We start from the raw sequence: 25,353 nt of genomic DNA, 5'->3' as shown, positions 1-25,353 counted from the left end.
ACGCCGACGGACAGGGGAGCGTCGGGCGTCCGGTGGCGGCGCAACCGCTACCGGCGCTCGGCGCGCTGCCGGGCCGCCTCGTACAGCGCCACGGTCCCGGCCGCCGCCGCGTTCAGGGAACTCGCCGCCCCCACGATCGGGATGCGCACCATCCGGTCGCTGGCCTCCTGCCAGCCCTTGCTGAGCCCGTGCGTCTCGTTGCCGATGAGCAGGAGAGTGGGACCGGTCAGGTCGTGCTCGGCGACGTCCACGTCCCCGTGCTCGTCCGTACCGATGATCTGGACCTGCGGAAGTCCGTCCGCGCGCACCGCGGCGACCCAGTCCAGGACGTCGCGGTGACTGGGGACGCGCACCACGGGTAGGGCGAACAGCGACCCGGTGGTGGCCCGGACCGCCTTCGGGTCGTACGGGTCGGCGGCGTGGCCCGTGATGATCACGCCGGAGGCGCCGAAGGCGTCAGCGGAGCGGATCAGCGTGCCGATGTTGCCCGGGGTCTTGGGGCGGTCGAAGACCACCACGAGCATGGCCGGCCCGACCGGGATGCGGGCCAGGTCGTCAGCGGGCTGCGCCACGACTGCGAGCAGTTCGGGTGACTCCTCCTCCTTGCCGCTCAGTTCCCGCATCAGCTCCGGCGCGAGGGCCACCCGCCTGGCGTCGGAGCGGTCGAGCAGGTCGCGGCACCAGCGGGACAGGGGCTGCCGGTCCGGGTGGAGGAGGGCACGGATCTCCCAGCCCTGTTCCAGGGCCACCGTGATCGGGCGCACCCCCTGGACCAGGAACTCCCCGGAACGCTGCCGCTTGGTGCGGTTGGTCAGCAGCGCCTGCCACTGCTGGAAGCTCGCGTTGCGGGTGGTGATCGTCAGGGTCTTCGCCACGCAGCCGATTCAACCGCATCCGGGTTCGAGGTCACGCGCCGGTGAGGTGGTGACGCGGCGCGATTGTCCCGCCGAGTGACCAGCCGCTATCGTTCCCTCGCCCCCAGCCCGCAGAGTTTGAGGATCGCGATGACTTCCCCGCCGTTGACGAAAGTTGCCGATCGGGAAGGTTCGCCCGCCGAGGAACCGGCCGGCACGGCGACCGGACGCGAGCCGGGCAGGGAGGCGACGCCGAGCCGGTTCCGGGCTGACGTCGCCGGGCTCCGGGCTGTCGCCGTGGGGCTGGTGCTGCTCTACCACGCCGGGTTGCCGTTCATCCCCGGTGGCTTCGTCGGCGTCGACGTCTTCTTCGTGATCTCCGGTTTCCTCATCACCGGGCAGCTCATCTCGGAGATCGAGCGCAGCGGACGGGTCTCGCTCACCGGTTTCTACGCGCGCCGGGCCAAGCGGATCCTGCCCGCGGCCACTGTGGTGCTGGCGGCCACCGCCGTCGCGGTCCGGCTGTTCGTACCCCGGGGTGAGTGGCAGGTCATCGGCGGCGACATCGCCGCCGCGGCGACCTACGTCGTCAACTGGCGGTTCGCCGACCGCGCGGTCGACTACCTGGCCGAGGACGTCGCGCCGTCGCCGGTCCAGCACTTCTGGTCGCTCGCCGTGGAGGAGCAGTTCTACCTCCTCTGGCCGCTGCTGATCGTGCTGGCCATCCTCGCCGCGCGCAGGCTCCGGCGGGTGAACGTACGGCCGGTCCTGTGGGTCGGTCTCGCGGTGCTGGCGGTGCCGTCGTTCGTCTGGTCGATCGTCGAGACGGCGAACTCGCCCGAGCGCGCGTTCTTCGTCTCCACCACGCGGCTGTGGGAGCTCGCGGTCGGCGCGGCGGTCGCGCTGCTGGCGGTCCGCGCCGCGCGGATGCCCCGGTCGGTGGCGGTCGTCCTCGGGTGGCTCGGCCTCGCCGCGATCGTGGCGGCGGCGCTGCTGGTCAGCGGGAAGACCGCATGGCCGGGGTACGCGGCGGCGCTGCCCACGCTCGGCGCGGCGGCGGTGATCGCGGCCGGTGCCGCGGCCGGCTCCCGAGGGCCGGTGCTGGTGCTCGGCATGCGTCCGTTCCAGTGGATCGGTGACCTGTCGTACTCGCTGTACCTGTGGCACTGGCCGATGCTCGTGGTGGCCGCCGCGCACTTCGGTGACCTGTCGGTGACCGAGGGCCTGGTGGTGGCGCTCGCCTCGGTGGTCCCGGCCTGGCTCACCTTCCGGCTGGTCGAGAACCCGCTGCGGTACTCGCGGAAGATCTCCACGTCGCCGCGTCTGGCGTTGAGCCTGGGCGGCAACTTCACGCTCGCCGGCATCTGCGCCGGTCTGGTCCTGGTGCTGATGGGCGCGTGGGCCGCCGCCGCGACCACGACCAAGGGCCGGTACGCCCCGGGCGCGGCGCTGCTGTCGACAGCGCCCGGCACGGCGCCGATCGGCCCGGTCCCGGAGCGGTTCGACGCGATCACGCCGGACCCGCTGCAGATCCGGCAGGGCTTCATGGACGTGCCGGACACCAACCGGGACAAGTGTTTCCAGCAGGTCGAGGGCGCCGAGGTGCTGTCCTGCACGTACGGCGTTCCGAACGGGTCCACCACCGTCGCGCTCGTCGGCGACTCGAAGATGGACCAGTGGCTGCCCGCGTTCCAGGTGCTCGCCGCCCAGAACGACTGGAAGCTGCTGATCATGGCGAAGGCGGGATGCGCCTTCACCAGCGCCCAGGTGCTCAAGGGCGACGGGTCCGGCAAGCCGTACACCGACTGCATCGAGTGGAACCGTGCGCTGCTGGACCGCCTGGTGCAGGAGCGCCCCGACTACGTGGTCACCTCGCAGTCGGCGTCGACGGCCCTGGACAGCGGGGGTGAGCGCGCCACCGTCGCGGCGATGGTGTCCGGCGTACGGGCCTCGTGGAAGAAGCTCGACTCGGTGGGGACCAAGGTCGTCGTCCTCGCCAACAACCCGCATCCGGGCGCGGCGGTGGCGTGCGCCGACAAGAACCGCAAGCGCCTGTCCGCCTGCGCGTTCGACAGGGAGAAGCACGACCAGGACCCGGCCTACCGGATGCAGCGGCAGGCGGTCGCGGGCGCGCCGAAGGTCAAGATGATCGACCTGTTCGACGCCGTCTGCCCGACCGACAGGTGCCCTGTGGTGTTCGGCAACGTGCTCATCTACCGGGGTGGCTCGCACATCGGCGCGGCGTACGTGAAGACGACCGCGCCGCACCTCGCCCGTGCCCTGTCCGACGTCGGCGTGCCCGCGCGCTTCACCCCGGCCGGGTAGGTCGCCGGGGTTGCGGCGCCCGGCCACGATGGCGGCGTGATCATGCGTCGGCCGCTCTGGCTCAGCCTCGTGTACGTGCTGCTGGCGGTCGCCGGTGGCGCCCTGCTCTGGCTGCCGTTCCACACCCAGATGGCGCTCGACGACTGGGGGGTGACGCTGCGCGAGCGGGGTACGCCCGCGCGGGCGACGGTCGTCGACCAGGTGACGGAGAGGGGCGGCCGGAGTTCCACCATGTACTTCAGCTACGTGGTCAACGGCCGGACGCACGCGCAGGAGGTGCCCTGCTTCGAGGTGTGCCGGGCGGCGGGCACCGCGGTGCCGATCTGGGTCAATCCGGCGGATCCGAACGACTTCGTCACCGACTTCGGGCAGCTCAGCGGGCATCGCGGGCGGGTGCAGGGCGTACTCGGCGTGGTCGGGCTGTTCGCCCTGGGCGCCGGGGTGGTGCTGACGCTGTCCCGCATCCGGCGCGCCGCCCGACCAGGCGACCGCGCCGGCCGGGCGAGCCACGACGCGGCGCGCCGCGACCGGCCGCGCCGGGTGGCGCCGACGCCGGTCGGAGACGGTCGCGGCTACACCGGCCGGGGCAAACGCAAGCGCAACGCCCGGCGTTGACGCAAGCGCAATGCTCGGTGCCGGCCGCCGGCGACGGGGTCAGCGGTAGAGCGTCTCCAGGTAGGCCGGGCCGTAGTGGCGTTCCAGGTCGGCCAGGCTCTCCGCCGGGGCCTCCACCTCCTTGATCAGCCGGGCCCGCGTCGGCAGCACGTCCGGTTGCCAGGTCTCCGGCTGCCACAGCTCGGAGCGCAGGAACGCCTTCGCGCAGTGGTAGAAGATCTGCTCGATCGCGACCTCGACGGCGAGCACCGGCCGGTGGCCCTTCACCTCCATGTCGGCGAACCACGGCGCGTCGGAGATCAGCCGGGCCCGGCCGTTGATCCGCAGCGTGTCGGTGCGGCCGGGGATCAGGAAGATCAACCCGACGTGCGGGTTGGCCAGGATGTTGCGGTAGCCGTCGGCCCGCCGGTTGCCGGGCCGCTCCGGAATCGCGATCGTGGTGTCGTCGAGCACCAGCGCGAAACCGGGCGGGTCACCCTTGGGGGAGACGTCGCAGGTGCCGTCCGCGCCGGCGGTGGCGATCAGGCAGAACGGCGAGGCGGCGAGCCACTCCCGGTCGCGTTCGTGCAGCGTACGGCGGTCCTTGGCGGCCGCTCGCGGCATCGGTGTGCCGATCAGCTCGCGTAGTTCGGCCTCGCTGGTGATCTCCCGGGTCGTCACGTCTTCCTCCCCCGTCCGTTGACCTCGACGACGGTTCCGGCCCGCGACGGGCCGTGATCCGCCACTGTCAGCCTAGGAGAGCGCGTCGAGCGCCGGGTTTGCCCCCGGAGCCGGCGGGTAGGGACCGGTTCGCAGCGTGCGTCCGGACGCGACGGATGGAGGCCGAGATGGAGAGCCGACTCAAGGTGCTCGGCCATCCCGTGCATCCGATGCTCGTGATGTTCCCGGTGGCGCTCTTCGTGACCGCGGTGATCTTCGACGTGGTGGACACAGTGGGCGGGCCCGGCTTCCTGGCCGAGGTCGCGTACTGGAACATCACCGTCGGTCTGATCGGCGGCCTGCTGGCCGCGGCGGCGGGGGCGTTCGACCTGCTCGCCCTGCCGGCCGGCACCCGCGCCAAGCGGGTCGGTGTCACCCACGCCGCCGCCAACGTGGCGGTCATCCTGCTGTTCGCCGCGGTCTGGGCGGTCCGGCTCAACGCCGACTCCCGGGCGGCCGGGGGCGCGCTCGTCGCCATCGAGGTGGTCGCCCTGGCGATCCTCGGCGTGAGCGCGTGGCTCGGCGGCGAACTGGTGGACCGGCTCGGTGTCGGCGTCGACCCGGAGCACGATCTCAACGCGCCCAGCTCGCTGCGACCCTCCTCGGCGACACAGCGGATCGGAGACGCGCGATGACGGAACAGGGCAGCGGACGGGGCTGGCGTGGTCGCCAGCAGGGCTGGGATCCGATGGGCGAACTCCAGTCGCTGCGCTCCGAGCTGAGCCGGCTGGTCGGCGGACGCTCCGGCAGCCAGGACGTGGATCTGGCCGAGACGGCCGACGGCTGGGAGGTAGTCGTCCGGCTTCCCGGCGTGGCGCCGGAGGAGGTCGCCGTCGAGCTGGACGACCGGGAGCTGTGCGTACGCGCCCGGTCGGAGGCCGAGGTGAACGCCGACCACGGCATCCCGGGCGGTTTCACCACCCGGGGCTTCGAGTACCGCGTGGACCTGCCGTCCCGCGTGGACCCGGACCGGATCGACGCGGTGATGGACCACGGCCTGCTCCGGGTCCGCCTGCCCCGGGCGACCCGGCCCGCGCCGCGCACCATCACCGTCGGCCGGACCGGCCCGCGACCGGGCGCCGACCGTACGCCGATGCCCGCCGACCCGGCCGCGGACCGGGAGCTGCACCACCCGGACACCGCGCTCGACGAGATCGACAGGCCGTAGGGGCCGCGTGACCAGCCCGCCTGACTCCCGCTCGCCGCGCCGCGACCTGGAGCCGTCGGCGCTCGGGCCGGTGGGCGAGCGCGTCCCTGACGTCGAACGGATCGCCGTGCTGCGCGCCAACGCGCTCGGTGACTTCATCTTCGTGCTGCCCGCGCTGGACGCGCTGCGGTCCGCGTACCCGTCGGCCGAGATCGTGCTGCTCGGCGCGCCGTGGCACGCGGCGCTCTGGCGCGACCGGCCCGGCCCGGTGGACCGGGTGCTGGTGGTGCCGGCGGCGCCCGGCATCCGCGACCCGGGGCCCGGCGAGTCGCCGAATGACGTCCCGGCGTTCCTGGCCGCCGCCCGCGCCGAACGGTTCGACCTGGCGTTGCAGGTGCACGGCGGCGGCGGCAATTCGAACCCGTTCGTGGCCGGGCTGGGCGCCCGGGTCACCGCCGGTCTGCGGGCCGAGGGCGCGCCGCCGCTGGACCGGTGGCTGCGCTACGTCTACTACCAGCACGAGGTGATCCGCTACCTGGAGGTGGCCGCCCTGGTCGGCGCGCCCGCCACCACGATCACACCGTCGCTCGCGGTCACCGCCGCCGACCGGGCGGAGGCCGCCGCCGTGCTCGGCGAACCCACCCGGCCGCGGGTCGCGCTGCACCCGGGCGCCACCGACACGCGGCGGCGCTGGCCGCCGGAACGCTTCGCCGAGGTCGCCCGCGAGCTGACCGGAGACGGGTACGAGGTGCTGGTCACCGGCACCCCGGCCGAGCAGGAGACGGTCGACGCGGTGGTGGCGGCGGCCGGGGTGCCGGTGCGTCCCCAGGTCGGCACGCTCAGCCTGGGCGCGCTCGCCGCCGCGTACGCGGACTGTGCGCTCGTGGTCTCCAACGACACCGGCCCGCTGCACCTGGCCGCCGCCGTGGGCGCGCCGACAGTGGGTGTCTTCTGGGTCGGCAACCTGATCAACGGGGCGTCGCCGCTGCGTGGGCGGCACCGCCCGATCGCCGCCTGGACCACCCACTGCCCGGTCTGCGGCGTCGACTGCACACCCGGGATCTACCCGCACCGGCCGGGCGACGGCGAGTGCCCGCACCGGGTGTCGTTCGTGGCCGACGTACCAGTCGCCGAGGTGGTCGAGGCGGCCCGCGAGTTGCTCACACCTCCGCGGGCGACTCGCTGAGCACGACCTCCCACGCCTCCACGTCGCGTTCGGTGACTGTGGTCGGCGACTCCAGGTGATAGGCCCCGCTGGGCAGCACCCCGGCGCCGCCGTGGCGCTCCAGCACCGCGAGCTGCGCGGCGACGTCCTCGCCCTGGTGCCGCTCGGGCAGCCGCTCCCAGAAGTCGAAGCCGCCGGCCTCGACGAGCTTGGCCCGGTCGTAGAGCACGCACCCGCCGATCCAGGAGATCTTGTACGCCCGCCACTCGTCCGCCGCCAGGTCGAGCTTCTCGGTGACGTGCAGCAGGTTCGCCGCCGGGTGGATGGACGCCCGGTGCCACTCCGGCGTGCCGGGCTGGATGCGTTCCGGCACCGGCGGCCCGGTCCACTCCTCGTAGTGCTGGTGCGTCTCCGGGCGGACGTCGTCGGCGTAGGAGAGGCCGTGCACCGCGTTGCCGACGAACCCGCAGCCCAACTCGTCGAGCGCGGTGACCAGGCGGGACAGCGCGCCCGGCTCCAGCCACACGTCGTCGTCGAGGCAGAGCACCGCGTCGGCCGCCGACTGGGCCAGCAGGTACGACCGGTGCTCGGCCAGGCCGCGCCGGGGCAGCCGCCGGGTCAGCAGCACCGGATGCCCCCGGTGCCGCAGCGCCCGCACCATCGTGGCGGCGGCCGGGTGGGCGTACGCGGGATCGCCGTCGGACTGGTCGCTGACCACCACCCCGAACCCGGGTACGCCCTCCTGGGCGGCCAGCCCGGACAGCGTGACCGCCAGTTCGGCGGGCCGGTTGCGGGTGGGGATCAGCACGTCGAGCCGCCGGTGGTGCCGGAACCGTCCGGGTGTTCCCGGGTCGAGCGGACGGGTCACGCCGGCCTGCCCTCGCCGACCGTGTCGCCGACCGGGTCGCCGACCGGGTGGGCGCGGATCCGGTCGATGATCGCCGAGGTGGAGCGGTCCGGCACGTACCCGAGCGTGCGCACCTGCCCGCCCAGCCGCCGTACCAGCGGCGCCTCCGGCACCATCTCCGGCGGGTAGTCGCCGCCCTTGACGTAGACGTCGGGCCGGACCGCCTCGATCAGCCGGGCCGGCGAGTCCTCCTCGAAGACCACCACGTGGTCGACGCAGGCCAGCGCCGCCAGCAGGGCGATCCGGTCCTCGACCGGGTTGACGGGCCGGTCCGGGCCCTTGAGCCGCCGTACGCTGCCGTCCGAGTTGACCGCCACGATGAGCAGGTCGCCGAGCGCGCGGGCCTGGGTCAGGTAGCGGACGTGCCCCGGGTGCAGCACGTCGAAGCAGCCGTTCGTGAACACCACCGACCGCCCGGCCTGCCGGTGCTCGTCCACCAGGGCGGCCAGCTCGTCGGCGCCGACCAGCGCGGGGTGCCCGCCCTCGTCCGCGCCGGTGCCGAGCGCGGCCAGCAGGTCCTGCCGGCGGCACACGCAGGTGCCGGTGTCGGCCACAGTGATGGTGGCGGCGAGCTGGGCGAGCTGGGCGGCGGTGGGCAGGCCCGCGTCGGCGGCGAGCGCCAGCGTCATGGCCGCCAGGTAAGCGTCCCCGGCACCCACCGCGTGACTGGCCGGAACCGGGGTGCTGTGGCTGCGCCGGGGCTCGCCCTCGGCGCCGCCGACCACCGCGCCCTCGGTGTCCAGGGTCACCGCCACCACGTCGGCGCCGGTGTGTTCGCGCAGCTCGGGCAGGCGTGACTCGGCCAGCACGGCCCGGTCCACGCCGGCGCCGGCCGCCGCGCTCACAGTCACGCCGGTCCCGGTGACGCTCAGCCCGTCGCCGGTCAGCGCCACCCGCTCCTCGCCCGGCACCGGTTCGCCGGTCGGGCCGGCGGGGACCTCGGCTGCGGGCGTACCGGAGGTCGGGTGCGGGCTGCCGGGTACGCGCTCACCGGACCCGCCGGGCGCGGCGCCCACCATCAGCTCGGACGGGCCGTCGGCCTCCGCCGGGTGGTTCAGGTGCACGTCGCCGCTGGGGACGGCGCCCCGCTCGGCGTGCGCGAACCCGGCGGCGGCGCGGGCCAGCAGCCGGGTCGCCTCGGCGAAGCTCGGCGTCACCACAGTCGGGTTCAGCCCGCGCCAGTCGGCCAGGTCGTGCGCGTCGAGCGCCACGGTGCCGTACCGGTCGCGGTTGGCGACCAGCCAGGCGCGTACCGCCGACGGCAGCGCGCCCAGGCCGTAGTCGCAGACCACAAGCGTGAGCGGCTGCCCGGCGGCCACCGCCCGCAGCTCCTCGGTGGCGCAGTGCAGCGCGGTCAGCAGGCGGGCCACGCCGTCGGCGTCCAGCCCGTCCTCCGGACCGCCGGAGTCCTCGCGGAGCAGGATCTGGTTGCCGGCGAGCATCCGCCGCTTGACCGGGGTGGGCCGGCCGGGCTGGCTCACCGTGCGGTCCCAGACCGCTGCCCGGTCCAGGCAGTCGTGCAGCTCGTCGCCGGCTACGTCGGCGCCGACCGGGGCGACCAGCGCGGCCCGGCCGCCGAGCGCTGCCACGTTCACCGCCGTGTTGGCGGCGCCCCCCGCAGCGGAGATCCGCCGCCGCAGGGTGAGGACCGGCGCGGGCGCCTCGCGGCAGAGCCGCTCCGACTCGGCGAACCGCCACTCGTCCAGCATGGCGTCCCCGACGACCAGCACGGGACGCTGCTGCCAGCTCGCCACGACGGTGGCCAGCCGGCGCTCTTCCGCTGCTGCTCCTGCCATGCCTCTGCGGATCCCCCCGGGCCGTCGGGCCAAACCTTGGTGCGACGCGGGCCACCCGATGCGTCCGGTTTCGCGGCATCGGGCGGGGGAACCGTCTCAGACGTACCCCGGAGAGGAGAGAACAGCATGGCAGCGACACTTCAGGGCAAGCGCATCGCCTTCCTGGCCGCCGACGGCGTCGAGGAGGTCGAGTACACCAAGCCCCGGGAGGCGGTGGAGAACGCCGGCGCCCAGGTCGAGCTGGTCTCCATCGAGTCCGGCACGATCCAGGCCTTCAACCACCTCGACCACGGCAAGCAGTACCAGGTCGACGTCACCACCGAGGAGGCGGACGCCGGGGCGTACGACGGCCTGGTCCTGCCCGGTGGCGTGGCGAACCCCGACTTCCTGCGGACGGACCCGGAGGCGGTCCGGTTCGTCAAGGCGTTCTTCGACGCGGGCAAGCCGGTCGGCGTGATCTGCCACGGCCCGTGGACGCTCGTCGAGGCGGACGTGGTGCGGGGCCGCACCATCACCTCCTGGCCGAGCCTGCGCACCGACCTCACCAATGCCGGCGCGAACTGGGTCGACCAGGAGGTCGTCACCGACAACGGGCTGGTCAGCAGCCGCAAGCCGGACGACCTGCCGGCGTTCTGCGCCAAGATCGTCGAGGAGTTCGCCGAGGGGCGGCACGCCGCCCGATGAAACTCGTACGCCCACCGGGGCATGATCCGCCCCCGGTGGGATAGGAAGCGGGATGACCGCCCAGGCCGCCCGTCCCGCGTTGCCCGCCCGCCAGATCCGCCTGCTGATGTTCGGTCTGATGACCGGCATGCTGCTGGCGGCGCTGGACCAGACGATCGTCGGCACCGCGCTGCCGACGATCGTGGGCGAGCTGGGCGGCATCAACCACTACTCGTGGGTGGTCACCGCGTACCTGCTGGCCTCGACCGCCTCGACGCCGCTGTACGGCAAGATGGCCGACCTGTACGGACGCCGGCCGGTCTTCCTGTTCTCGATCGGGATGTTCCTGCTCGGCTCGCTGCTGGCCGGGCTGTCGCAGGACATGACCCAGCTGATCGTCACGCGGGGCGTGCAGGGCCTGGGCGCGGGCGGCCTGATGACGCTGGCGTTCACCATCATCTCGGACGTGGTGTCGCCCCGGGAGCGTGGCCGCTACCAGGGGTTGTTCGGCGCCGTGTTCGGTGTGTCGTCGGTGGCCGGACCGCTGGTCGGCGGCTACTTCGCGGAGAACAACTGGCGGTGGATCTTCTACATCAACGTGCCGCTGGCGATCCTCGCCATCGTGGTCTGCTGGCACGTGATGCGGCTGGTGCCGTTCGAGCGGCGGGAGCACACCGTCGACTGGATCGGCGCGGCACTGCTGGTGGCCGGCGTGAGCTGCCTGCTGCTGGCGCTGAGCTGGGGCGGCGCCGAGTACGCCTGGGGCTCCGGCGTGATCGTCGGGCTGTTCGCCGCGGGCGCGGTGCTGGGCGTGCTGTTCGTCGCCCAGGAGGCCCGGACCAAGGAGCCGATCCTGCCGCTGCGGCTGTTCCGCAGCGCCACGTTCGCGCTCGCCAACGGCGCGGGTTTCGTGCTCGGTCTGGTGATGTTCGGGTCGATCATCTTCATCCCGCTCTACCTCCAGATCGTCAAGGGCGCCTCGCCGACCCGCAGCGGTCTGCTGATGCTGCCGATGATGGCCGGCGTCATCGTCACCTCGGTGCTCACCGGCCGGGCGATGAGCCGGATCGGCAGGTACAAGTGGTTCCCGGTGGCGGGCGCGGCCGTGCTGGTGGTCGGCATGCTGCTCTTCCAGCAGCTCCAGGTGGCCACCTCGCTCTGGCTCGCGTTCGGCTACATGGTGGTGATCGGCGTCGGGCTGGGCCTGTGCATGCAGTCGCTGATCCTGGCCGTGCAGAACGCGGTGAGCGTCCGCGACCTGGGCGCGGGCACCTCGTCTGCGACGTTCTTCCGGTCGCTCGGCGGATCGTTCGGCGTGGCCATCCTCGGCGCGGTGCTGTCGTCCCGGCTCACCGCCGAGATGTCCGCGCGGCTGCCCGGTGCGCTGGCGCAGCTCCCGCCGGAGCAGCGGGCCGCGGTGACGGCCGGCGGGGACTTCTCGATCAACGACCCGGCGGCGATCCTCGCGCTGCCCGCCCCGGTACGCGCCGCCGTCCAGGCCGCGTTCGTCGAGTCGCTGCACCTGGTCTTCCTGACCACCGGGCTGATCGCCGTGATCGCCGTGCTGGTCACGCTGGCCATGCCGAACCTTCAGTTGCGCGGCACCGGCCCGCAGGGTGCCACCGGCGGCGCCGACCCGCTCGGCGGGAAGGCGCCCGCGCCCGGCGGCAAGCCGCTGACGAAGGAGTCGAAGGACGAGGCCGCCGCCGACATGGAGGCGAAGTCGCAGACGATGCTGTGACCGGCGGCTACTTGAGGATCAGCCGGTTGGTCTGCTCGAACACGTCGAGGTCGGCGAGCGTCTCGTGCACGCTCGACGACAGCGGGTGCGGGAAGTCCGCCGGGCGGAAGAAGCCCGAGTCGGTGGTCTCGTCGGTGAACCGGGCCAGCTCGCCGTCCCACTCGTCGACCCGGAACGCCGTGGTGAAGACCTGGTACGTGTGGCCGTACATGTTGGTGTGGGTGCGGTCCGGGCCGGTGTAGAGCGCGAACGCGCTGACCCGCAGCGCCCGCAGCCCGGTCTCCTCCCGGACCTCCCGGACCGCGCAGTCGGCGATCGACTCGCCGAGTTCCATGGCGCCGGCCGGCAGGGCCCACTGGCCGTTGTCGGAACGCTGGATCAGCAGCACCCGGGCGGCGTTGTCGCGCACCACGGCGCGGGCGCCGACGAACATCAGGGTGCGGTCACCGGCCAGGGCGCGGAGCTGCCCCACGTACGAGTCGGCCCACGAGATGCTCACCCGGACAATCTACGCATCATCCGTGATCACCTCGGCGATTCCGGGGGGTTCCGCAGATGTGACCGCCGCCACTACGTTGTTACCCATGCGTAGCACGATGATGGATGCCCCTCTCCAGGTCGCCCGGATCCTCGAACACGGCTCCACCGTGCACGGCGCGGCGGAGGTGGTCACCTGGACCGGCGCCGAACCCCGCCGGATGACGTACGCGGAGGTCGGCCGCGCCGCCGCCCGGCTGGCCCACGCGCTGCGCGACGAGTGCGGGGTGACCGGCGACGAGCGGGTCGGCACGTTCATGTGGAACAACAACGAGCACCTGGTGGCCTACTTCGCCGTACCGAGCATGGGCGCGGTGCTGCACACGCTCAACATCCGCCTCTTCCCCGACCAGGTCGCCTACATCGCCAACCACGCGCAGGACCGGGTGGTGCTCGTCGACAGCACGCTCATCCCGCTGCTCGCCCGGGTGATCGGCGAGATGACCACCGTGGCGCACGTGGTGGTGGTCGGCGGCGGTGACCCGGCGCCGCTGCTGGCCGCGGCCGGCGACCGGATCACCGTGCACCACTGGGACGCGCTGCTGGCCGGCCGCCCGGACCACTTCGACTGGCCGGAGGTGGACGAGCGTGACGCCGCCGCCCTCTGCTACACCTCCGGGACCACCGGCAACCCCAAGGGCGTCGCCTACTCGCACCGCTCGATCTACCTGCACTCGCTCCAGGTCTGCATGCCGGAGGGCTTCGGGCTCGGCCCGAACGACAGGGAACTGGCGATCGTGCCGATGTTCCACGCGATGTCGTGGGGCCTGCCGTACGCGGCGTTCCTCTCCGGCGCCTCGCTGATCATGCCGGACCGGTTCCTCCAGGCCGAGCCGATCGCCGCGATGATCGCCGCCGAGCGCCCCACGCTCGCCGGGGCGGTGCCGACCATCTGGACCGACCTGCTGGCCTACCTGGACGCGCACGAGGTGGATCTCTCCTCGCTGAAGGAGGTCATCGTCGGCGGATCGGCCTGCCCTCCGGCGCTGATGCACGCGTTCCATGACCGCTACGGCATCGACGTCATCCACGCCTGGGGCATGACCGAGATGTCGCCGCTGGGCTCGGTCTCCCGGGCACCGGCCGGCGCGACCGGCGACGACGCCTGGCGCTACCGCTACACGCAGGGCCGTGTTCCGGCCGGCGTGACGGCGCGGATCGTCGGCCCGGCCGGCGAGCCGCTGCCCGCCGACGGGACGTCGGTGGGCGAGCTGGAGGTACGCGGGCCGTGGGTGACCGCCCGGTACATCGGCGACGACGCCCCGGAGGAGGAGAAGTTCCGGGACGGCTGGCTGCGGACCGGTGACGTCGGCACGCTCTCGCCGGACGGCTACATCACGCTCACCGACCGCGCCAAGGACGTGATCAAGTCGGGCGGGGAGTGGATCTCCTCGGTCGAGCTGGAGAACGCCCTGATGGCCCACCCGGCGGTGCTGGAGGCGTGCGTGGTGGGCGTACCGGACGAGCGGTGGGACGAGCGGCCGCTGGCCACTGTGGTGGTCCGCGAGGGCGCCTCGGTGACCGCGGAGGAACTGCGGGACTTCCTCGCCGGCTCGGTGGCCCGCTGGCAGTTGCCGGAGCGCTGGGCGTTCATCGACGCGGTGCCGAAGACGAGCGTCGGCAAGTTCGACAAGAAGGTGGTGCGCTCGCGGTACGCCGACGGCGGGCTCGACGTGCGGGAACTGACCGCGTCGTAACGTTTCGCGGCGTACCGTCGCCTACACGGGTAGGAACGCGTTCCCAACGGACATTCCTCCCAGAGGGCGGCCCCGGCGTTCGCACCGCGCCGGGGCCGCCCGTCCGTTACGGGGTGACCCGCACCGTCATTGTTGCGAAACTTGTTCGCGTCTGTCCGGCTGTCGGGGAAATCCGGTCGCCTACTCGTCGGCGGTGCTCACCAGCACCTTGCCCACCACGCTGTCCTGCACCGCCTGCTGTGCGGCGGCGGCCTCCGCCAGCGGATACCGGTGCAGCGGCAGCCCCGCCTCCTCACCGACCCGGATCGCGCCCTGCGCCACCGCCGCCGCGATGTCCGTGACCGCCTGCGCCTTCGCCACCTTCGGCGCGGTGTAGATCAGCACGAACTGCCAGCGGGCGTTCGGGCCCATCAGCGGCCGGATCGGCAACGTCACCTCGCCACCGCCGTCGTCGGCGTACACGCAGACCGCCCCGCCGGTGCGCAGCATCCGTACGTCGGCGGCGGCGTTGCGGGCGGCGGACACCTCCACGATCGTGTGGACCCCGTCGGGCGCGACCTTGCGGACCTCCTCGACCACATCCTGCTCGCGATAGTTGATCACGAAGCTGGCACCCGCCGCCGCCGCGAGCTGCGCCTTCTCCGGGCTGCTCACCGTGGTGATCACGCACGCGTCGGCCCACCGGGCGAGCTGGATCGCCGCGTTGCCCACCGCCCCCGCGCCGCCCTGCACCAGCACCACGTGGTCGCTCAACGCGCCGGCGTGCAGCTTGTCCGGCATGAACTCGCCGGCGGTCAGGCAGCGGTGCGCGGTCATGAACGGGATGCCGAGCGCCGCGCCCAGGTCGAACGAGGCCGGACCGAGCGGCACCGCGTGCCGGACCGGGACCAGCGTGTACTCGGCGGCGGTGCCCCACGGCCGCTGCCACGCCGCCTCCCACACCCAGACCCGCTCACCGATGAGCGTCCGGTCCACGCCCTCACCGACCGCCTCGACCACCCCGGCGCCGTCCTGGTGCGGGATCTGCCAGCCGGCCGGCAGCGGCCACGCCTGGCGGGCCTTCCAGTCGGTCGGGTTCACCCCCGACACGGCCATCCGGACCAGCACCTCGCCCGGTCCGGGTTCCGGCACCGGCCGCTCGACCACCTGGAGCACCGAGGCGTCCCCGCTGCGCTCGTACACGATCGCCTTCATCGCCGTCCCTCCGCCGTCCTCCCGGGTGCGCTACCCGGCAGCCGCCCGAACATTCGGTCCGGGCGCACCCGGCCACCGTACGACGGCTCGTCAGGCGGCCGGCTTGAGCACGACCTTCGAGTAGCCCGGTTCGCGGCGGTCGAAGCGCTGGTACGCCTCCGGCGCCGCGTCCAGCGGCAGTTCCTTGCTCACCACGAAGCTCGGCGTCGCCCGCCCCGCCGTGATCAGGTTCCGCAGGTACGCGTTGTACGTCTTCACGTTCGCCTGCCCGGTGCCGATCCGCAGGCCCTTCTCGAACAGCTTGCCCACCTTGAACAGCAGCTCACCCCGGGCGGAGTGCTCGTCCGGGGCGCCCGGGTCCGCCGAGAGGTAGAGCCCGACCACGCCGATCGCCCCGGTCGCGCGCACCACCTCCACGAGCGTGTTCAGCACCAGCGCCGGCTGCTCCTCGCCGCTGGGCGCGGACGCCTGGTATCCCACCGCGTCCACGCCGTGATCGGTCCCCACCCCGTCGGTCCGGTCCCGGATCTGCTCGACCGGGTCGCCCGCGCTGAAGTCGATCGCTGTGGCGCCGATCGACTCGGCCAGCCGCAGCCGGTCCGGCACCCGGTCCACCACGAACACCTCGGACGCCCCGATCAGCACCGCCGAGTACGCGGCCATCAGCCCGACCGGCCCGCCGCCCATCACTGTCAGGTTCTCGCCCGGCCGCAGCCCGGTCATCGCCACACCGTGGTAGCCGGTCGGGAAGATGTCGGCGAGCATCGCGTAGTCGTTCTCGTGTTCGGTGCCCGGCGGCAGCTTCAGGCAGTTGAAGTCGGCGAACGGCACCCGCAGGTACTCGGCCTGCCCACCCCGGTACGGCCCCATCGACACGTAGCCGTACGCGCCGCCGGCGAAGCCCGGGTTCACCGTCAGGCAGAAACCGGTGCGCTGCTCCCGGCAGTTGCGGCAGAACCCGCACGCCACGTTGAACGGCATCGAGACCCGGTCGCCCACGCGCAGGCTCGTCACGCCCGGCCCGGTCTCGACGATCACGCCCATGTTCTCGTGGCCGAACACGATGCCCGGCTCGGCGGCCGTCCGTCCCTCGTACATGTGCAGGTCCGAACCGCAGATCGCGGTCGTCGTGACCTGGACGACCACGTCGTTCGGATCCTCGATCCGGGGGTCGTCGACCTCGTTGACGGCCACCTCGTGCGGCCCCTCGTACACCACAGCCCTCATGTCACCGACCGTAGGCCGGGTGGCGGCGGCGGGTGGGTGGTTCAGTCGATCCCCGCCACCACCTCGGGCGTGAGCGCGCCGATCGAGGGGAGCAGCACGGCCGCGAGCGCCTCGGCGTCCGGGTCGAGCGGGTACGACGCGTGCGGCACCGCCACCACGCGGCACCCGGCGGCGGCCGCCGAGCGGACCCCGTTCGACGAGTCCTCCACCGCCACGCACCGGGCCGGGTCGACGCCCAGCCGCTGCGCCACCGCGAGCCACACGTCGGGCGCGGGCTTGCCCCGGGCGGTCTCCTCGGTCGACAGCGTCGCGCCGAACGCGCCGGCCAGGCCCGTCGCGTCCAGCGCCGCCGCGATCAGCCGGGTCGGTGAGGAACTGGCCAGCCCCAGCGGCCACCGCGCGGCGATGCGGCGCACGACCGCGTCGGCGCCGTCGATCAGCGGTACGTGCTGCGCGTACCGCCGGGCCATCTCGGTCACCACCTCGGTGGCGACCTGCTCGGCCGACCTGTCGACGCCCAGCTCACCGCTGAGGTATTCGGCCCACTCGGCGGTGCTCATGCCCATCAGCCGGCGCTGCGTGTCCGGCTGCCAGACGCCGCCGTGCTCGGCCACGTACGCCCGCCGGACCTCCTCCCACACCGGCTCGGAGTCCACGATCACGCCGTCCAGGTCGAAGAGCACCGCGTCCACCACGTCGACCATCCTGCCCCAGCCGGCGGCCGGACTCACCGTGGCAGCGCCGCTCCGGCCGAACGCTGAGCCGGAAGGCCGATCGGGGCCTTGGCCGGGATGATCGTGCGGCAGCGCGTCGCGATCGGCTCCAGCAGCTCCCGCAGCCGGCCGGTACGCTCCGCGCCCAGCGCCCGCCACGGACCCGCGGCGGCCCGGTCGGTAGCCTCCTCGACCACGCGGAACGTCTCCGTGGCGTACGGCGTGGGGTTCAGGTCGGCGGTCAGCCAGCCCTTGTCCACCAGGCGCTGCTCGGCGGCGGTCCACTGCTCGTCGGTCCAGCCCCGGGCCGGCTGGTGGAACTCGCGGGACTGGTCGACCCGGCACCGCCAGGCCACCACCTCGGCCGGTTCCAGCCCGGTCGTCACCAGCGCCGCCACGTGGCCGTCGCCGCGGTGCTCGCGCAGCGTGGTGGCGGCCTGCCAGAGCCGGGCCAGCGGGTACTCGCCCCGGGGCAGCGCGGCGTTGACCGCGCCGAGCACCCGGCCCGCGACGTCCACCCGGCCGGCCGCCTCCTCCAGCAGGTCGGCGGCCTCGACCAGGTGCGACTCGGGCAGTTCGTAGGTGAACTCGGCGAGCGCCTGCACGCCACCGGTGAGCCGGGCCCGCAGCGTCTCCTCCGGGGTGGCCAGGCGCCACACCGAGGGCAGCGCGCGAGCCACCATGGCCGGCGCGAAGCTGAAGAAGGCGGCCGTGACGGTCGGCGCGTCGACCGGCCCGAGCGGCGCGGCCCGGCCGGCGAAGTAGCCGCGCCAGTAGCCCCGCAGCCCGACCGCCTCGAACGCGGCCCGGGCCCGGGGGTGGAAGTAGGTCACCGCGTGGACCGGCTCGTAGAGCGTCCACATCTGCCGGGTCACCCCGGACTCGTCCAGCGCCGCCACGTGCACCTCCGCGTCGGTGGGCAGATCACCACGGGCGAACGTGCCGCCCGTGGTGACCATGAACCTACTGCCGCTGGGTGACCGGACGGAAGCCCGGAGTGATCTACTGCGCAGCCAGCACGTCGACGACGAAGCGCAGCGGCCCGGCCGGACGGCCGCCCGCGGCGTCGTTGCCGTACGCCAGCTCGGCCGGGAGGTCCAGCTGGACCCGGCTGCCCACCGGCACGCCGACCAGGCCCTGGTCCCAGCCCTTGATGACCTGGCCCACGCCGATCTGGAAGGTGGCCGGCTGGCCGCTGTCCCAGGACGCGTCGAACTGCTTGCCGTCCTTGTAGAACACGCCCACGTAGTTCGTGGTGATGTTCTGCCCGGCCTTCACCGCCGGGCCGGTGCCCTTGACCAGGGTGGTGACGGTGAGCTTCTTCAGCTCGCCGGTACCGGCCTGCACTGTCGGCTTGGTCTTCAGCGCCGGGTCGAAACCGGCGGGCAGCTCCGGAGCGGGCGCCGCGGTGGGCTCGGCCGGCGCGGTGGGGCTGGCCGAGGAGCCGGCGGTGGACGTCTTGTCGTCGTCCCCGCTGTTCAGCCAGACCAGGCCGCCGACCAGGGCCACCACCGCGAGCACGCCGACCGCCGCGCCGAGGATCGACTGCCGGCGGCGACGCGCCTCGGCTGCCTTCTTCTCGGCCAGCTGGGCGGCCAGCCGCCGCTGTGCCTTGGTGGCCGGGGCCTGGCCCGCCGACCGGTTCTCCACACGCTCGCTCACGTCGACTCCCTGCAGGGTGGGTGGGTGCGCCCCCGGCGGGCCGCCGCCGAGGCCAGCGCACACGGTACCCGCCCGGAGCCCCAGCGTGCCCATACGGCCGCCACGATCCGGACACGATGCCCGATACGGGGGCACCACACGGGGTACGTTCCGACCATGGCGATCCTCAGCGAAGAAGACCTGGCCCTGCTCGGCGAGCCGCAGCTCGCGCACGTGGCGACGATCGAGGCCGACGGCACCCCGCACGTCACCCCGGTCTGGGTCGACACCGACGGCGAGCACATCGTGTTCAACACGGCCAAGGGCCGGCAGAAGTACCTGAACATGTCCCGCAACCCGGTGGTCGCGGTGTCGGTGGCGGACAAGGCCGACGACTTCCGCACGCTCTGGATCAAGGGCACCGTCGAGTTCGTCACCGAAGGCGCCGACGAGCACATCGACCGGATGGCGAAGAAGTACCTCGGCCAGGACACCTACCCCTGGCGCCGCCCCGGCGAGGAGCGCGTCATCGTCCGCGTCACCCCCACCGAGAAGCTCGGCCGCGGCTGAACGGCGGAGCCCCGCCCGCCACCGGGGGCGGGGCGATCGCCGTACGCGTCAGGCGGTCTTCTTCTTCGCGGGCGTCTTCTTGGCGGCGGTCTTCTTGGCCGGTTCGGCCTTCTTCGCCGCCGTCTTCTTCGCGGGCGCCTTCTTGGCAGTGGTCTTCTTCGCAGGCTCGGTCTTCTTCGCCGGCGCCTTCTTCGCGGCCTTCTTCGCCGAGCGGGCCGACGAGATCGGCGTCGGCTCGGCGCCGCCACCGGACGGCGCCTCGCCCCGGGCCGCCCGGGCCCGCTCCACCGACGCCTTCAGCGCGGCCATCAGGTCCACGGCGGCGGCCGGAGCGGCCTCTTCCTCCTCCGGCTGCACCACCTCGCGGCCCTCGACCTTCGCGTCGATGACCTCCTGCAACGCGGCCCGGTAGTCGTCGGTGAACGCGTCCGGCTCGAACTCCCCGGCCATCGAGTCGATCAGCGAGCTGGCCATCGCCAGCTCCGGCGGGCGTACCTTCAGGTCCTCGTCCAGGAAACCGAAGTCGGGCCGGCGGATCTCGTCCGGCCACAGCATGGTGTTGAGCAGCAGCACGCCCTCGCGGACGCGCAGCGTGGCCAACTGCTCCCGCTGGCGCAGCGCCACCTTGACGATCGCCACCCGCTCCGAGTCGGACAGCGCGTCACGCAGCAGCACGTACGGCTTGGTCGCCGAGCCCTCCGGCTCCAGGAAGTACGCCTTGTTGTAGAGGATCGGGTCGACCTGCTCGGCCGGTACGAACTCCAGCACGTCGATCGCGTGCGACGTGCTCAACGGCAGGTCGGCGAAGTCCTCGTCGGTGAGGATCACCATCTCGCCGCCGCCGATGTCGTACCCCTTGGCGATGTCGTCGTAGGTGACCTCCTCGCCGCAGACCGAGCAGGTGCGCTTGTAGCGGATCCGGCCGCCGTCCTCACGGTGCACCTGGTGGAAACGGATGTCCTTCTCCTCGGTGGCCGAGTAGACCTTCACCCCGATCGACACCAGGCCGAACGACACCGCTCCTTTCCAGATCGCCCGCATTCCCGCGCTCCTCTCCCCGGTTGACAACCAGAATCGCAAACGATCGAACGGGACGCACGCGCTTCCGTGCGCAACTACAGTCAGGAGGTGCCCGGCGCGCCGTTGAAGCCGATGCTCGCGACGACCGGGCAGCTCCCGGCCGGCGCCGCCTGGTCGTACGAGTTCAAATGGGACGGCGTCCGCGCGCTCGCCGACATCTCGCGCGGCGACAGGCACTTCTACGCCCGCTCCGGCGTCGAGATCACCACCGCGTACCCGGAACTGCTCAACCTGGCCGAGCAGGTCGGCGACGCGCTGCTCGACGGCGAGGTCGTCCTCTTCACCGACGGGCAGCCCTCGTTCACCGCGCTCGCCGAGCGGATGCACGTCCGCAACCCGGCCAAGGCGGCGCGGCTGGCGGCGACAGTACCCGTCACGTACATGATCTTCGACCTGTTGCGGCTCGACGGCGTCGACCTGACCGCCCGGCCGTGGCGGGAGCGGCGGGCGGCGCTGGAGTCGCTCGGGCTCGGCGCCGCCCGGTGGGCGGTGCCGCCGGTCTTCGGCGACGGCCCGGCCACCTACGCGGCGGCCGGCGAGCACGGGCTGGAAGGGGTGATGGCCAAGCGGGTCGACTCGCTCTACCGGCCCGGCGTGCGCTCGCCGGACTGGGTGAAGGTCAAGCTGGAGGTCACCGCCGACTTCGTGGTCGGCGGCTGGCGGCCCGGCGCGCGGCGCGTCGGTGGCCTGCTGGTCGGCGTGCCCGGCCCGGACGGACGGCTGGTCTACCGGGGGCGGGTCGGCGGCGGGATCGGCGCGGCGCTCGAACGGGAACTGCTGCGCGAGCTGGAACCACTGCGCTCCACCGACTCGCCGTTCGCCGCCGACGTGCCGCGCGAGGATGCCCGGGGCGCGATCTGGGTAACTCCCCGAATCGTGGTGGAGGTCAAGTACGGCCAGCGCACGCCGGACGGCCGGCTGCGCTTCCCGCGCATCCTGCGCCTGCGCCCGGACAAGCCGCCCGAGGAGGTCGACGATGCCCTCTGAGCGGTTGAAGGTCGAGGTCGAGGGGCGCTCACTGGAGTTGTCCAACCTGGACAAGGTGCTGTTCCCGAAGGCCGGGTTCACCAAGGGCGAGGTGATCGACTACTACACCCGGATCGCCCCGGTGCTGCTGCCGCACCTGCGCGACCGCGCGCTGACCCGGATCCGGTTCCCCAACGGCGTCGACGGCGGCTCGTTCTTCGAGAAGAACGCACCCGCCGCGACCCCCGGTTGGGTACGCACCGAGAACCTGCCCGCCCCCGGGTCGACGAAGGGGCGGGAGACCATCGACTACGTGGTCTGCGACGAGCTGCCCACACTCGTGTGGCTGGCCAACCTGGCCGCGCTTGAGCTGCACACTCCGCAGTGGAAGATCGGCGCCCACCCGGACATGATGGTGGTCGACCTGGACCCGGGCGCCCCGGCCGCGCTCAAGCAGTGCTGCCGGGTGGCGCTGCTGATGCGCGACCGGCTGGCCTCCGACGGGATTTCCTCGTTCCCGAAGACGTCGGGGAAGAAGGGCATGCAGCTCTGCTGCCCGATCGCCGGTACGCAGGACGCCGAGGTCGTCTCCGACTACGCCAAGCGCATCGCGCAGGAGCTGGAGCAGGCACACCCGAAGCTGGTCGTGTCGAAGATGGCGAAGAACCTGCGCCCCGGCAAGATCTTCATCGACTGGAGTCAGAACAACGCGGCGAAGACGACTGTGGCGCCGTACTCGCTGCGGGCCCAGTCGGTGCCCTCGGTGTCCACGCCGCTGACCTGGGACGAGGTGGAGGCCGGGGCGGCGGGGAAGCGGCCGTCGACGCGGCCGTACACCGCTGGTGAGGTGCTCAAGCGGGTGGAGAAGCAGGGCGACCTGCTGGCGCCGCTGCTCGACGGCGGTCCCGAACTGCCGTGACCCGCCACCACGCGCCGCCCACCAGCAGCAGCACGATCACGCTGATCGCCACGTCACCCACCAGCGCCGCCGCCGGGCTCGCCGGGGCATAGGTCGGCACGGCGTACGCGAGCGCCGCGGCGACGACCAGGCCTGCCGAACCGGTGGCGAGCACGTGCCGCTGCCCCCAGCCGGGTCGCCGGGACCAGCGCGTCAGCAGGGCGGCGGCGATCCCGGCGAGTGCGAGGGCGAGCACCACTCCCGGCCATCCCGGGGCGATCGTGGAACCCACGTACGCCGCCGCCACGACCAGCGCGGGCCGGAGCGGCCGGGGCGGGCCGGCTTCGGTTTGCGGTCGGCCTGCGGGCGTCGGCCCGGCGGGCGCAGGCGCGTCGGGCGGTGGCCCGGCGTGCCGGTGGCGGAGCAGGGCGGCGGTGATGAGGGCCAGTGCCACGCCGGTGGCGACCGCCAACTGGACCGGCGAGGCCAGGAAGTTCTTGCGGCCACCGTCGTCGGCGAACACCAGCAGGCTGCCGCCGAGCCAGAGCAGCGCCGCCGCGGTCAGCCCCGGTCGGCCCAGCCAGGGCCGCGCCCGCCGGCCCGCGCCGAGGTACGACTCGACGAGCGCGATCGGCGCGCAGACGGTCAGCACCACATGGTTGCCCACGTAGTCGACTGCCTGCCTCGCGCTGAACCCGAGACCGGGCACCAGCGTGGCCTCCGCCGCGGCCCGGGTGTCGGCGAACTCGGTGTCGTCCAGGAACCCCGGATTGAACAACGACTGGTCGACCAAGCCGGCCTGGATCACGCCGAACGCGGCAGCGAGCAGCGCGATCCCCGGCCAGCCGAGCCCGAACCGCCGGGCCGTCTCGCGGATCAGCAGCGCGGCCCCGCCGTACATCGGGGCGAGCACCAGCACCACGAACGGCATGCCGGTGAGGGTGAAGCCGCCCCAGGAGCACTCGGCGGTCCACGGGGCGAGCAGCAGCAGCGCGATCGCCGGCACCAGCCGCCGGCGCGGGGGTTCGGTCGTCATGCCCGCACGGTCCCGCAGCCACCCGGCCCCCCGATACGGCCGTCGGACGACCGGGCCCGCGACCAAAGTCGACGGTCGCGGACCGGTGGGCCCGGCTAGAGCGCGAACAGCAGCGCGGCGTCGAGGAGGACGACCACGGCGGTGGCGAAGTGGATGCCGAAGGCGGTCGCCCGGGAGCCGCCGTGCCGCAGCACGATGAGGGTGTCGCCCAGCGGGGCGAGTGCGACCACGAGCATGAACCAGGCGACGGCGTCGGCGCTGGTGAAGGCGATCAAGGCGAGGCCGACCAGGCCGTAGGTGAGGTCACGCAGCCCTTTGATCGTGAGGTACGCGGGATCTCCCGTGCCCTCCGCGGCGGGGACGCCGTAGCCGGCGGCGGCGGCTCGGGGAACGAGGAGGAAGCGCGCGCCGATCAGGACGATGAAGAGGCTGAGGACGATGGCGAGCCCGTAGGCGACGAGGGTGAGCATGCCGACTCCAAGATTCTAGCGCTGCTAGGGATGAGAGCGAAGCTAGCAGAGCGCCGATAGATTGGCTAGCGGTGCTAGAGTGCCGGTCATGTCGATTCAGGCGCGCCGGGAGCGGGAGCGGGCGGACCGCGAACGGGCGATCATCACCGCCGCCCGGGACCTCGCCGAGTCGGAGGGCTGGGACGCGGTCACCACCCGCCGCCTCGCCGCCGAGATCGAGTACAGCCAGCCCGTCCTCTACAGCCACTTCAAGGGCAAGGACGCCATCATGGCGGCCGTCGCTCTGGAGGGCTGCGCCGAACTGGCAGTCGAACTCGCCGCCGCCCGGGCCGCCGCCACCGACCCGCGGGCCGCGGTGGCCGCCATCGCCACGGCGTACGCCGCGTTCGCCGAACGCCGGCCCGCGCTCTACGACGCGATCTTCACCCTCCCCGTCGCCCTCTCCTTCGCCAGCCAGGACACACCCGTCGAGCTGGTCCGGGCCTTCGCCGAACTGGCCGAGACGCTGCGCCCGTTCACCGGCGACGACGACCTGGAGACGTTCACCGAGACGTTCTGGAGCGCGCTGCACGGCCAGGTCACGCTGATGCGCGGCGGCCGTCTGCGGCGGGACGAACACGAGCGGCGGTTGGCCCTCCTGGTCGACCGGTTCGCCCGGCTAGGGTGAGCTGACCGCCAGGGAGGAGTACATCCGATGGCCACCCGCGCACCCGCCGCCGTCGCGACCGACGAGCCACTGCTGACCTACTGCAACGACGCCACCGGCGAGCGAACCGAGCTGACCGGGCCGCAGTTGGGCCGGTGGGCGGCCCGTAGTGCCGGGCTGCTGCGCGACGGGTGCGGGCTGCGCCCCGGTGACCGGGTGGCGGTGCTGCTGCCGCCGCACTGGCGTACCGCGGCGGTGCTGATCGGTGCCTGGTCGATCGGGCTGACCGTGTCGTTCCGTCCCCGCGCGCTGGCCGGGCTGCCGGTGCTCGAACCCGGCGCGGACCGGCCCTACGACGCGGTGTTCGTGACCCCGGAACGCCTCGACGACTGGCTGGAGGACGTGCCCGAGGGGACGCACCGCTACCTGGTGGGCACCGGGCCGGGCCCGCTCGACGAGGTGCCGCCGGGCTGGCTGGACTGGTCGGCCGAGGTGCTGCGGCACCCGACCGACCCGCCGGACTACACCGCCGTCGACCCGTCCGACCCGGCCACGCCGGACGGCACCAGCTTCGGCGCGTGGCGGCGTCTGGCCGCCGAGATCGCCACCCAGATGAACCTGCACCAAGGTGATCGCCTCGTGATCGACCCGACCGAGGACGAGCAGCCCCTGAAGTGGCTGCTGGCCCCCCTGTCGGCAGGCGCCACGGTCCTGATCCACGCCACCCCCACCCCCTAGCCCCGCCCTCCCCGCCCTCCCCGCCCGC

Annotated in this window: 26 protein-coding genes; 13 read left to right on the top strand and 13 right to left on the bottom strand. The window is 73.1% G+C overall.

Annotated features, from left to right (window positions below; all coding sequences use genetic code 11):
* Positions 1–47: 47 nt before the first annotated feature.
* Positions 48–875 (bottom strand): TrmH family RNA methyltransferase, encoded by an 828-nt coding sequence (locus tag IF06_RS0127275; RefSeq protein ID WP_013283670.1) that lies wholly within the window; start codon positions 873–875, stop codon positions 48–50.
* Between the two features lie 129 nt (positions 876–1,004).
* On the opposite strand from IF06_RS0127275, the gene IF06_RS0127270 reads away from it, so the two are divergent.
* Both IF06_RS0127270 and IF06_RS0127265 read left to right on the top strand, forming a co-directional pair.
* Complete coding sequence (locus tag IF06_RS0127270; RefSeq protein WP_030274426.1) at positions 1,005–3,179, top strand: acyltransferase family protein; 2,175 nt, start codon at positions 1,005–1,007, stop codon at positions 3,177–3,179.
* Between the two features lie 42 nt (positions 3,180–3,221).
* Positions 3,222–3,794: a DUF3592 domain-containing protein gene (locus tag IF06_RS0127265; RefSeq protein ID WP_030274424.1), complete on the top strand. Its 573-nt coding sequence runs from the start codon at positions 3,222–3,224 to the stop codon at positions 3,792–3,794.
* A gap of 39 nt (positions 3,795–3,833) precedes the next feature.
* On the opposite strand, the gene IF06_RS0127260 is transcribed toward IF06_RS0127265, so the two are convergent.
* Positions 3,834–4,454, bottom strand: a complete 621-nt coding sequence (locus IF06_RS0127260; RefSeq protein ID WP_030274421.1) for a pyridoxamine 5'-phosphate oxidase family protein — start codon at positions 4,452–4,454, stop codon at positions 3,834–3,836.
* Positions 4,455–4,621: 167 nt separating this feature from the next.
* Between IF06_RS0127260 and IF06_RS0127255 the strand changes: the two genes are divergently transcribed.
* The 3 genes from IF06_RS0127255 to IF06_RS0127245 are packed head-to-tail and all read left to right on the top strand — an operon-like array spanning position 4,622 to position 6,826.
* Positions 4,622–5,128, top strand: coding sequence for a DUF2231 domain-containing protein (locus IF06_RS0127255; protein ID WP_013473600.1), 507 nt, complete (start codon positions 4,622–4,624; stop codon positions 5,126–5,128).
* Complete coding sequence (locus IF06_RS0127250; protein ID WP_030274419.1) at positions 5,125–5,661, top strand: Hsp20/alpha crystallin family protein; 537 nt, start codon at positions 5,125–5,127, stop codon at positions 5,659–5,661. Before IF06_RS0127255 ends, IF06_RS0127250 begins: the two co-directional genes overlap by 4 nt.
* 7 nt (positions 5,662–5,668) lie before the next feature.
* Positions 5,669–6,826: a glycosyltransferase family 9 protein gene (locus IF06_RS0127245; RefSeq protein ID WP_052166221.1), complete on the top strand. Its 1,158-nt coding sequence runs from the start codon at positions 5,669–5,671 to the stop codon at positions 6,824–6,826.
* Here the strand turns inward: IF06_RS0127245 and IF06_RS0127240 are convergent.
* Both IF06_RS0127240 and rfaE2 read right to left on the bottom strand, forming a co-directional pair.
* Complete coding sequence (locus IF06_RS0127240; protein ID WP_013283677.1) at positions 6,801–7,673, bottom strand: glycosyltransferase; 873 nt, start codon at positions 7,671–7,673, stop codon at positions 6,801–6,803. The genes IF06_RS0127245 and IF06_RS0127240 overlap by 26 nt on opposite strands.
* The gene (gene rfaE2, locus IF06_RS0127235) at positions 7,670–9,508 is read right to left on the bottom strand and encodes a D-glycero-beta-D-manno-heptose 1-phosphate adenylyltransferase (protein WP_013473603.1); all 1,839 of its coding nucleotides are present in this window, start codon (positions 9,506–9,508) and stop codon (positions 7,670–7,672) included. Before rfaE2 ends, IF06_RS0127240 begins: the two co-directional genes overlap by 4 nt.
* A 126-nt stretch (positions 9,509–9,634) precedes the next feature.
* Here rfaE2 and IF06_RS0127230 point away from each other — a divergent pair, with 126 nt between their 5' ends.
* A complete protein-coding gene (locus IF06_RS0127230; protein WP_030274416.1) occupies positions 9,635–10,192 on the top strand; it encodes a type 1 glutamine amidotransferase domain-containing protein in 558 nt (185 codons plus the stop codon).
* 52 nt (positions 10,193–10,244) lie between these two features.
* Positions 10,245–11,912, top strand: a complete 1,668-nt coding sequence (locus IF06_RS0127225; RefSeq protein WP_013283680.1) for an MDR family MFS transporter — start codon at positions 10,245–10,247, stop codon at positions 11,910–11,912.
* A gap of 7 nt (positions 11,913–11,919) precedes the next feature.
* Here IF06_RS0127225 and IF06_RS0127220 read toward each other — a convergent pair whose 3' ends face one another.
* The gene (locus IF06_RS0127220) at positions 11,920–12,411 is read right to left on the bottom strand and encodes an NUDIX domain-containing protein (protein ID WP_013283681.1); all 492 of its coding nucleotides are present in this window, start codon (positions 12,409–12,411) and stop codon (positions 11,920–11,922) included.
* Positions 12,412–12,511: 100 nt separating this feature from the next.
* On the opposite strand from IF06_RS0127220, the gene IF06_RS0127215 reads away from it, so the two are divergent.
* Positions 12,512–14,146, top strand: coding sequence for a fatty acid--CoA ligase (locus tag IF06_RS0127215; RefSeq protein ID WP_186461589.1), 1,635 nt, complete (start codon positions 12,512–12,514; stop codon positions 14,144–14,146).
* Positions 14,147–14,326: 180 nt separating this feature from the next.
* Here IF06_RS0127215 and IF06_RS0127210 read toward each other — a convergent pair whose 3' ends face one another.
* The 5 genes from IF06_RS0127210 to IF06_RS0127190 all read right to left on the bottom strand — a co-directional run bounded on the left by IF06_RS0127210 (position 14,327) and on the right by IF06_RS0127190 (position 19,035).
* The gene (locus tag IF06_RS0127210; RefSeq protein WP_013283683.1) at positions 14,327–15,340 is read right to left on the bottom strand and encodes an NADPH:quinone reductase; all 1,014 of its coding nucleotides are present in this window, start codon (positions 15,338–15,340) and stop codon (positions 14,327–14,329) included.
* Between the two features lie 90 nt (positions 15,341–15,430).
* Complete coding sequence (locus IF06_RS0127205) at positions 15,431–16,567, bottom strand: glutathione-independent formaldehyde dehydrogenase (RefSeq protein ID WP_030274411.1); 1,137 nt, start codon at positions 16,565–16,567, stop codon at positions 15,431–15,433.
* Between the two features lie 41 nt (positions 16,568–16,608).
* Positions 16,609–17,262, bottom strand: coding sequence for an HAD family hydrolase (locus IF06_RS0127200; RefSeq protein ID WP_013283685.1), 654 nt, complete (start codon positions 17,260–17,262; stop codon positions 16,609–16,611).
* 32 nt (positions 17,263–17,294) lie between these two features.
* On the bottom strand, positions 17,295–18,143 hold the full coding sequence (locus tag IF06_RS0127195) for an SCO6745 family protein (protein ID WP_030274408.1): 849 nt from the start codon (positions 18,141–18,143) through the stop codon (positions 17,295–17,297).
* Positions 18,144–18,282: 139 nt separating this feature from the next.
* The gene (locus IF06_RS0127190; RefSeq protein WP_013473608.1) at positions 18,283–19,035 is read right to left on the bottom strand and encodes an FKBP-type peptidyl-prolyl cis-trans isomerase; all 753 of its coding nucleotides are present in this window, start codon (positions 19,033–19,035) and stop codon (positions 18,283–18,285) included.
* Between the two features lie 63 nt (positions 19,036–19,098).
* Here IF06_RS0127190 and IF06_RS0127185 point away from each other — a divergent pair, with 63 nt between their 5' ends.
* On the top strand, positions 19,099–19,491 hold the full coding sequence (locus tag IF06_RS0127185) for a PPOX class F420-dependent oxidoreductase (protein ID WP_013283688.1): 393 nt from the start codon (positions 19,099–19,101) through the stop codon (positions 19,489–19,491).
* 48 nt (positions 19,492–19,539) lie between these two features.
* Here IF06_RS0127185 and IF06_RS0127180 read toward each other — a convergent pair whose 3' ends face one another.
* Positions 19,540–20,532, bottom strand: a complete 993-nt coding sequence (locus IF06_RS0127180; protein ID WP_013283689.1) for a Ku protein — start codon at positions 20,530–20,532, stop codon at positions 19,540–19,542.
* Between the two features lie 87 nt (positions 20,533–20,619).
* Between IF06_RS0127180 and ligD (IF06_RS0127175) the strand changes: the two genes are divergently transcribed.
* Together ligD (IF06_RS0127175) and ligD (IF06_RS0127170) are read left to right on the top strand one after the other, a co-directional pair.
* A complete protein-coding gene (ligD, locus tag IF06_RS0127175) occupies positions 20,620–21,558 on the top strand; it encodes a non-homologous end-joining DNA ligase (protein WP_030274403.1) in 939 nt (312 codons plus the stop codon).
* On the top strand, positions 21,548–22,456 hold the full coding sequence (gene ligD, locus IF06_RS0127170) for a non-homologous end-joining DNA ligase (RefSeq protein WP_030274401.1): 909 nt from the start codon (positions 21,548–21,550) through the stop codon (positions 22,454–22,456). Before ligD (IF06_RS0127175) ends, ligD (IF06_RS0127170) begins: the two co-directional genes overlap by 11 nt.
* Here the strand turns inward: ligD (IF06_RS0127170) and IF06_RS0127165 are convergent.
* Both IF06_RS0127165 and IF06_RS0127160 read right to left on the bottom strand, forming a co-directional pair.
* Complete coding sequence (locus IF06_RS0127165; RefSeq protein WP_030274399.1) at positions 22,389–23,471, bottom strand: hypothetical protein; 1,083 nt, start codon at positions 23,469–23,471, stop codon at positions 22,389–22,391. The genes ligD (IF06_RS0127170) and IF06_RS0127165 overlap by 68 nt on opposite strands.
* A gap of 95 nt (positions 23,472–23,566) precedes the next feature.
* Positions 23,567–23,941, bottom strand: a complete 375-nt coding sequence (locus IF06_RS0127160) for a DUF4267 domain-containing protein (RefSeq protein WP_013283693.1) — start codon at positions 23,939–23,941, stop codon at positions 23,567–23,569.
* A gap of 88 nt (positions 23,942–24,029) precedes the next feature.
* Between IF06_RS0127160 and IF06_RS0127155 the strand changes: the two genes are divergently transcribed.
* A complete protein-coding gene (locus IF06_RS0127155) occupies positions 24,030–24,608 on the top strand; it encodes a TetR/AcrR family transcriptional regulator (RefSeq protein ID WP_013283694.1) in 579 nt (192 codons plus the stop codon).
* Between the two features lie 27 nt (positions 24,609–24,635).
* Positions 24,636–25,325 (top strand): TIGR03089 family protein, encoded by a 690-nt coding sequence (locus IF06_RS0127150; RefSeq protein WP_030274397.1) that lies wholly within the window; start codon positions 24,636–24,638, stop codon positions 25,323–25,325.
* Positions 25,326–25,353: the final 28 nt, after the last annotated feature.

The organism is Micromonospora globosa, from assembly GCF_000717585.1.
Lineage (GTDB): Bacteria > Actinomycetota > Actinomycetes > Mycobacteriales > Micromonosporaceae > Micromonospora > Micromonospora aurantiaca.
Note: the sequence above shows the minus strand (reverse complement) of the source record. Positions and strands in the feature narration are given on the sequence as shown.